Here is a 5,960-nt window from a genome sequence, read left to right as displayed (position 1 = left end):
GCGGCTCTGCGCGTCGACCTCCGGCGGGTCCTGCTCGGCGGCGCCGATGCGCCGGTAGGGGTCCTGGAACAGGCCCAGGTCGTACTTGGCGCCCAGCACCTCGCGCACCGCGCCATCGATGTCGCGCACGGACACTTCGCCCGATTTCACGAGCCCCGGCAGGTGCGCCAGGTACGCCGAGTCATGCATGCTCATGTCGACGCCGGCCTGGATGGCGAGCCTGGCGGCTTCGCGCCCGTCCTTCGCCACGCCATGCAGCGTCAGCTCGTCAATGGCCCCGTGGTCGCTGACCGTGATGCCCTTGAAGCCCCACTCCTTGCGCAGCAGGTCCCGCAGCAGCCATGTGTTGGACGTGGCCGGTACGCCGTTGATCGAGTTCAGCGCGATCATGACCCCGCCGGCGCCGGCATCGATGCCGGCCCGGTACGGTGGCAGGTAATCCTGGAACATGCGGATCGGGCTCATGTCGACCGTGTTGTAGTCGCGCCCGCCTTCCACCGCCCCGTATAGCGCGAAGTGCTTGACAACGGCCATCACGCTGTCGGCGTTGGCCAGGGAGGTTCCCTGGAAGCCCCTGACGCTGGCCTGGGCGCACAGCGAGACAAGATAAGGATCCTCGCCGAAGCCTTCGGAGGTGCGCCCCCAGCGCGGATCGCGCGCGATGTCGACCATCGGCGCGAAGGTCACGTCGAGGCCGTCCGCGCTGGCTTCGATGGCTGCGACGCGTGCGCTCTGCGCCACGGTTTCCATGTCCCAGCTCGATGCCAGGCCCAGGCTGATCGGGAATACGGTACGGTGCCCGTGCACCACGTCGTACGCGAAGAAGATGGGAATCTTCAGGCGGCTGTGCTTCACCGCAGCGTCCTGCATCGGCCGGTTGTCCTTGCGCGTCACCGAATTGAAGGTGCCGCCTACCCGGCCCGCCGCGATCTCCTTGAGCAGTTGGGGCTGGGGCATGTCCTCGCCGATGCTGATGAGGCGCAACTGGCCGATCTTTTCGTCCAGCGTCATCCGCCCCATGAGGTCGGCGATAAAGGCATTCTTGTCGCCGGCGGAAGCCGATACCGGGTCGGCAATCACTGGAGAGCAAAGCAGGCTGGCCGACAGGGCCAGCAAAGAGAGCATTCTCAATTGATAGTTATCCAAGTGGCTCGACAGGGCGGCCCGCCCCGCGATGGGGCGCGCTTCCTGCCACACGGGCTGACGCCGCGCGCCCTGAACCGGCGCGCGAAACGAAATGCGTTATCTTTTCGCACTGCGCCAGCAGTTTACCGCCATTACACTAATGCCTTGCGCCGCGCGTGCCGTGGCAGCATCTTTCACCTGCTTTTTCTGGAGAGATTCGTGGCTCTTGCCTCTATCGCCGCATCGTTACGCATCAGGATGCAAACCGTCTTGCCTGCACTGATTGCCGCCTGGACACTGATGTACGGCACCCAGGCCGGGGCGTTCTCCCTGGACGATGTGACAGCCCGCGCCAGGACCCTGGCCGATACGCCCTACGCCGCGCCGGCCAACAACCTGCCGCCGGTGTTCAGCCAGATGCAGTTTGCCGACTACATCAAGATCCAGCCCCGCCGCGACGCCCTGGAGTGGAAGGACCAGGGCACGCCGTTCCGCCTGGGCTTCTACCACCAGGGCATGCAGTTCAGCAGCCCGGTGCGCATCAACGAGATCGTCGGCAACGCGGTCCATGAGATCCAGTACGACCCGGCCCGGTTCGACTTCGGCGGCCTGAAGTTCGACAAGTCCGCGACCGGCAAGCTTGGCTATGCCGGCTTTCGCGTGCTTTATCCGATCAACCGCGCCGGCAAGCTCGACGAGATCATGAGCGTGCTGGGCGCCAGCTATTTCCGGGTCGTCGGCAAGAACCAGGTCTATGGCCTGTCCAGCCGCGGCCTGGCCATCGATACCGGGCTGCCCGTCGCCGAGGAGTTCCCGGCCTTCCGCGAGTTCTGGATCGCACGGCCCGCGGCGCAGGACAATCATCTGGTGTTCTACGCCTTGCTGGACTCGCAACGCGCCACCGGCGCTTACCGCTTCGACCTCTATCCCGGCGAGGACACCATCCTCAAGGTGCAGGCACGCATCTTCCTGCGCGGGGCCGTTACCAAGCTCGGCGTGGCGCCATTGACCAGCATGTTCCTGTTCGGGCCGAACCAGCAGCGCGATCCGTACAACTTCCGTCCGGCCCTGCATGACTCCAACGGCCTGGCCATCCACACCGGAAACGGCGAATGGCTGTGGCGGCCGCTGAACAACCCGCGCCACCTCGCCATCAGCACCTTCCAGGTCACGAATCCACGGGGCTTCGGGCTGCTCCAGCGCGGGCGCGAGTTCTCCGCCTTCGAGGATCTGAAGGACCGCTACGACCTGCGCCCGAGCGCCTGGATCGAGCCGCAGGGAGACTGGGGGAAGGGCAAGGTCGAGCTGGTGGAAATCCCCTCGCCGGACGAGACCAACGACAATATGGCCGCCTTCTGGACGCCGGACCAATTGCCGCCCAAGGGCCAGCCACTGCAGGCCGACTATACGATGCACTGGACCATGAACGAGCGCGCGCTGCTCGACAAGGATCTGGCCTGGGTCAAGCAGACGCTGCGCTCGGCAGGGGAAATCACGCAGGCCAACCTGATCCGCCGTCTCGATGGCAGCACGGGCCTGATCGTCGATTTCGAGGGTCCCGTGCTCGCCAGCCTTCCCGCCGGCACGCAGGTCGGCGCACAGGTCAGCGCGAGCGACAACGCCGAGATCCTCGACAACGTGCTGGAGCCCAACCCGGTCACCAAAGGCTGGCGGCTGAATCTGCGGATCAAGGTCAAGGATCCGCGCAAAGTGGTGGAAATGCGTGCGGCGCTGGTGTCCGGCAACAAGACGCTGAGCGAGACGTGGAGCTACCAGTTGCCGCCAGATTCGGTGGGAGGGCAGTAAGCGGGAAGAGGGCTGGGCGGCGTGAGGCATCTGCGATGTGCTGCAGGTGCCCGCGCCCTCCGGCGACCGGTCCGGCGATGCGCCGGGCCTGGCAGACCTCCGCTTTGGGCCAGGAGCGGAGGTGCTCGATGGCCTGGCCTGGCCCGTTACCCGCGCATGTAGCAGGCCAGCCCCAGCCGCGGCCGGGCAGTCCGCGCCCGGGACGGGCCGCTCCTGCGCCATGGCTGGTCCTGATCGTTTTGATCGAAAGGTCCTTGTCTTCAGGCCGCCATTGAAAACACACACTGCATTGAGGCCCATTCGCACTATTCTCGATTTATCCACAACGACTCGACGCAGGAGGAGTGCCATGTGCGCCAATGGATTCTTGCGGTCATCCCTGTCGCTGCTTTTGATGGGCGGGGCGCTCTCCCTCGTTGCCTGTGGCGGCGGGGACGAATTCTTCGGCTTCAGCAGCGGTGGCTCAGGCACCTTGAACGTCTCTATGACCGACGCGCCTTCCTGTGGCTTCGACCATGTGTTCGTCACCGTCAGCGGGGTGCGGGTCCATACCGATCCCAATGCCGATGTGAACGGATCCGGCTGGGTCGATGTCACAGTCAGCCCGCCGCTGCGGATCGACCTGCTGTCGCTCACGAACGGGGCGCTCGCCACGCTTGGCCAGACGTCGCTGGCGGCCGGCACTTACCAGCAGATCCGTCTCGTGCTCGCGCTGAACGGCGCCGGGGCGCTCGCCAATTCCGTAGTGCCCACCGGCGGAACCGAGCAGGCTCTCGATACGCCGAGCGCGGCGCAGGCCGGCATCAAGATCATCCGCTCCTTCACGGTGGCGCGCGGCACGCTCACCGGCCTGGTGCTGGACTTCGACGCCTGCCGGTCCATCGTTGCGCTCGGCAACGGTAGTTTCAGCCTGAATCCCGTGGTGTCTGCCCTGCCGACTGCGGTGAGCGGCGCCGTCACTGGCGCGCTGGCCAACGCGCCAGGTGCCCGGGTCTACGCGCAGCGCAATGGCGTGGTGGTCAAGACGACCGTGGCTGACGCCAACGGCAACTTCACCCTGTCACCCGTCGAGCAAAGCAGCGCTGCCGGCAATGTGGACGTGGTGATCGTGCCGACCTCGGCGGCTGGCCGTGGCAGCGGCATCGTGCGAGGCGTGCCGGTGGTGGCTGGCGGCAGTACCGCCATTGCGACGGCATTTGCTGCGATCACCCTGCCGGCCTCGGCGTTCCGCACCGTTTCCGGGACGGTGACACCGGCCAGCGCGCAGGCAATCGTCCGCGCGCTGCAACTGACGGGCGGCGGCAGCTTCGAGATTGCCGCGACGGCTGCGGCTTCCGATTCAGGTGCCTACCGCCTGTTCCGGACACAGCCGGCCTTGCCGGCGGCCGCGCCGGTGGTGGGCACTTACCAGACCGTGCTGCCGATTCCACTGATGGCGGACACCGGTGCCGCGGGTGCATATAGTATCCAGGCCAGCAGCGCTGCCGGCGCGGTCATTACGCAGCAGGTCAATGTGGCTGGAGCGGATGCCACCCAGAATTTCGCATTCTGACTCGCGGACGCCGGCATTGCCGGTGTCCGCATTCAACGCGTGCGGGACGAGGGCCTGAGCGGACCCGGCTCCGCTCACAACGCGTACAACATGCCAAGTACGAGCAGGCACCCGGCAACCGTCAGGTAGTACCTGCCGCCGTGATGGGGGTCCCTGCCATGCGGAATTTGCGGTGATCGGGTGTGGGTCGGTTTCATCAAATGGTCTCCCGGGTCGCGGCTGGATGGTGTCCGCTCAGGACCCAAGCGGATAGACAACCAGCAGGGGGCTGGCATGACTGCCGCGCTGATATGGTGGCGTGCCTGCCGAAGCACCGGGCACGCATGGCGCTGCCTTGATCAGCGTTACCGGTACACGGGTCCGGCGCATCAGCCTGGCGGGCAGGCCGCCGCCGAAGCAGGCGTTGAAGCGCGACCAGAACGTGGTGCCCAGCAGGATGCCATCGCACTGGCTGGCTTCCGCCACGTGCGCGATGGTCTTTGCCGTTGGCCCAACGCAGATCTCGGGCACATAGTTCACGCCCGAATCGTCGAGGATCGCGCACGCCCGGGACAGGGCGCGAGTGCCCTCCGCGCGCTCGATCGTCCGCAACGCGGACAGCGAATGGAACGCGCTCGCGCGGCCAAGTTCCACCGGCGCCTGGACATTGAGCAGGACCACTTCGGAGATGCTGCCCTCTCGGAACAGAAAAGCCGCATGCCGGACAGCCGACAGGGCGCTGTCGGAGCCATCGGCGAAGACGAGGAGCTTGACCATCGCTTATAGCCTGTAGAGATAAAGGGGATCCGGTTCCGGTAACGGACACATCACGCGGTTCCCATGTCAGCAGATTAAGAAATGGGCCGTGGAATTGGCGTAAAGAGGTATCGGCCGCGCATAAAGAGTCTGTCAATTCCGCTTCGCGCGTGGGCGGATGGCGCACTTCCCCATTGCCGGTGCCGCGCGGCTGATCCCGTCTGGCACCCGCTTGATCCACGTCAACGGCGGCGCCCCGGTGTTTTCTACACTGATGGCATGGCTTGGCAGGCGCGCGGCCGTGCGTTCCATGCGTTCCGGTTTCGATGGCAATGGCCGGCATGCGAGCGAAAACAGCACCTTGAAGTTGCCCGCCTGGCTCGCGTTGCGCGCTGACTGGCGCTTGCCCAACCCTACTGGCCCGAGACGACCATGAAACTGTCCTTCTTCCCCGGTGCGCGGACGCAGATCCTGCTTGTTGCCGCGGGCATGGCGCTCACCATGACGCCCGCGCGCGCCGAGGATAGTGCCAGGCTGGCGCAGCTATGCGCGAGCTGTCATGGGCCGCACGGCCACAGCGAATCACCGATGTATCCGCGGCTGGATGGGCAGACGCCCGAATACCTGCAGACGCAGCTAAGGGCGTTTCGCGAGCACGGCCGCGCGGAAACCGATGCGCGCACGCATATGTGGGGCGTCGCGTCCCGGCTTGACGACGCGGCGATCCAGGCGCTTGCGGCCT

The 5,960-nt window shown here is 65.9% G+C and carries 5 protein-coding genes; 3 read left to right on the top strand and 2 right to left on the bottom strand.

Annotation, left to right across the window (positions count from 1 at the left end):
* The coding region (locus P3W85_RS03970; protein WP_276263810.1) for a glycoside hydrolase family 3 N-terminal domain-containing protein at positions 1-1,125 on the bottom strand (1,125 nt) is incomplete at its 3' end.
* Between the two features lie 258 nt (positions 1,126-1,383).
* On the opposite strand from P3W85_RS03970, the gene P3W85_RS03965 reads away from it, so the two are divergent.
* Together P3W85_RS03965 and P3W85_RS03960 are read left to right on the top strand one after the other, a co-directional pair.
* Positions 1,384-2,931, top strand: coding sequence for a glucan biosynthesis protein G (locus P3W85_RS03965; RefSeq protein WP_276263809.1), 1,548 nt, complete (start codon positions 1,384-1,386; stop codon positions 2,929-2,931).
* Positions 2,932-3,280: 349 nt separating this feature from the next.
* A complete protein-coding gene (locus tag P3W85_RS03960; RefSeq protein ID WP_430869489.1) occupies positions 3,281-4,483 on the top strand; it encodes a DUF4382 domain-containing protein in 1,203 nt (400 codons plus the stop codon).
* Between the two features lie 234 nt (positions 4,484-4,717).
* Here P3W85_RS03960 and P3W85_RS03955 read toward each other — a convergent pair whose 3' ends face one another.
* The gene (locus P3W85_RS03955) at positions 4,718-5,239 is read right to left on the bottom strand and encodes a universal stress protein (RefSeq protein WP_276263806.1); all 522 of its coding nucleotides are present in this window, start codon (positions 5,237-5,239) and stop codon (positions 4,718-4,720) included.
* A 468-nt stretch (positions 5,240-5,707) separates the two neighbouring features.
* On the opposite strand from P3W85_RS03955, the gene P3W85_RS03950 reads away from it, so the two are divergent.
* Positions 5,708-5,960 (top strand): c-type cytochrome (locus P3W85_RS03950; RefSeq protein ID WP_276263807.1); only part of this gene is annotated, 253 nt, incomplete at its 3' end.

The organism is Cupriavidus basilensis (assembly GCF_029335485.1).
GTDB lineage: Bacteria > Pseudomonadota > Gammaproteobacteria > Burkholderiales > Burkholderiaceae > Cupriavidus > Cupriavidus basilensis_E.
The sequence above is the reverse complement of the archived record's forward strand: the minus strand, read 5'-3'. Positions and strand labels throughout refer to the sequence as shown.

Bases quoted from the DNA above. Each gene is read 5' to 3' on its own strand.
- P3W85_RS03965 (WP_276263809.1), top strand. From the start codon at position 1,384: ATGCAAACCGTCTTGCCTGCACTGATTGCCGCCTGGACACTGATGTAC.
- P3W85_RS03960 (WP_430869489.1), top strand. From the start codon at position 3,281: ATGTGCGCCAATGGATTCTTGCGGTCATCCCTGTCGCTGCTTTTGATG.
- P3W85_RS03955 (WP_276263806.1), bottom strand. From the start codon at position 5,239: ATGGTCAAGCTCCTCGTCTTCGCCGATGGCTCCGACAGCGCCCTGTCG.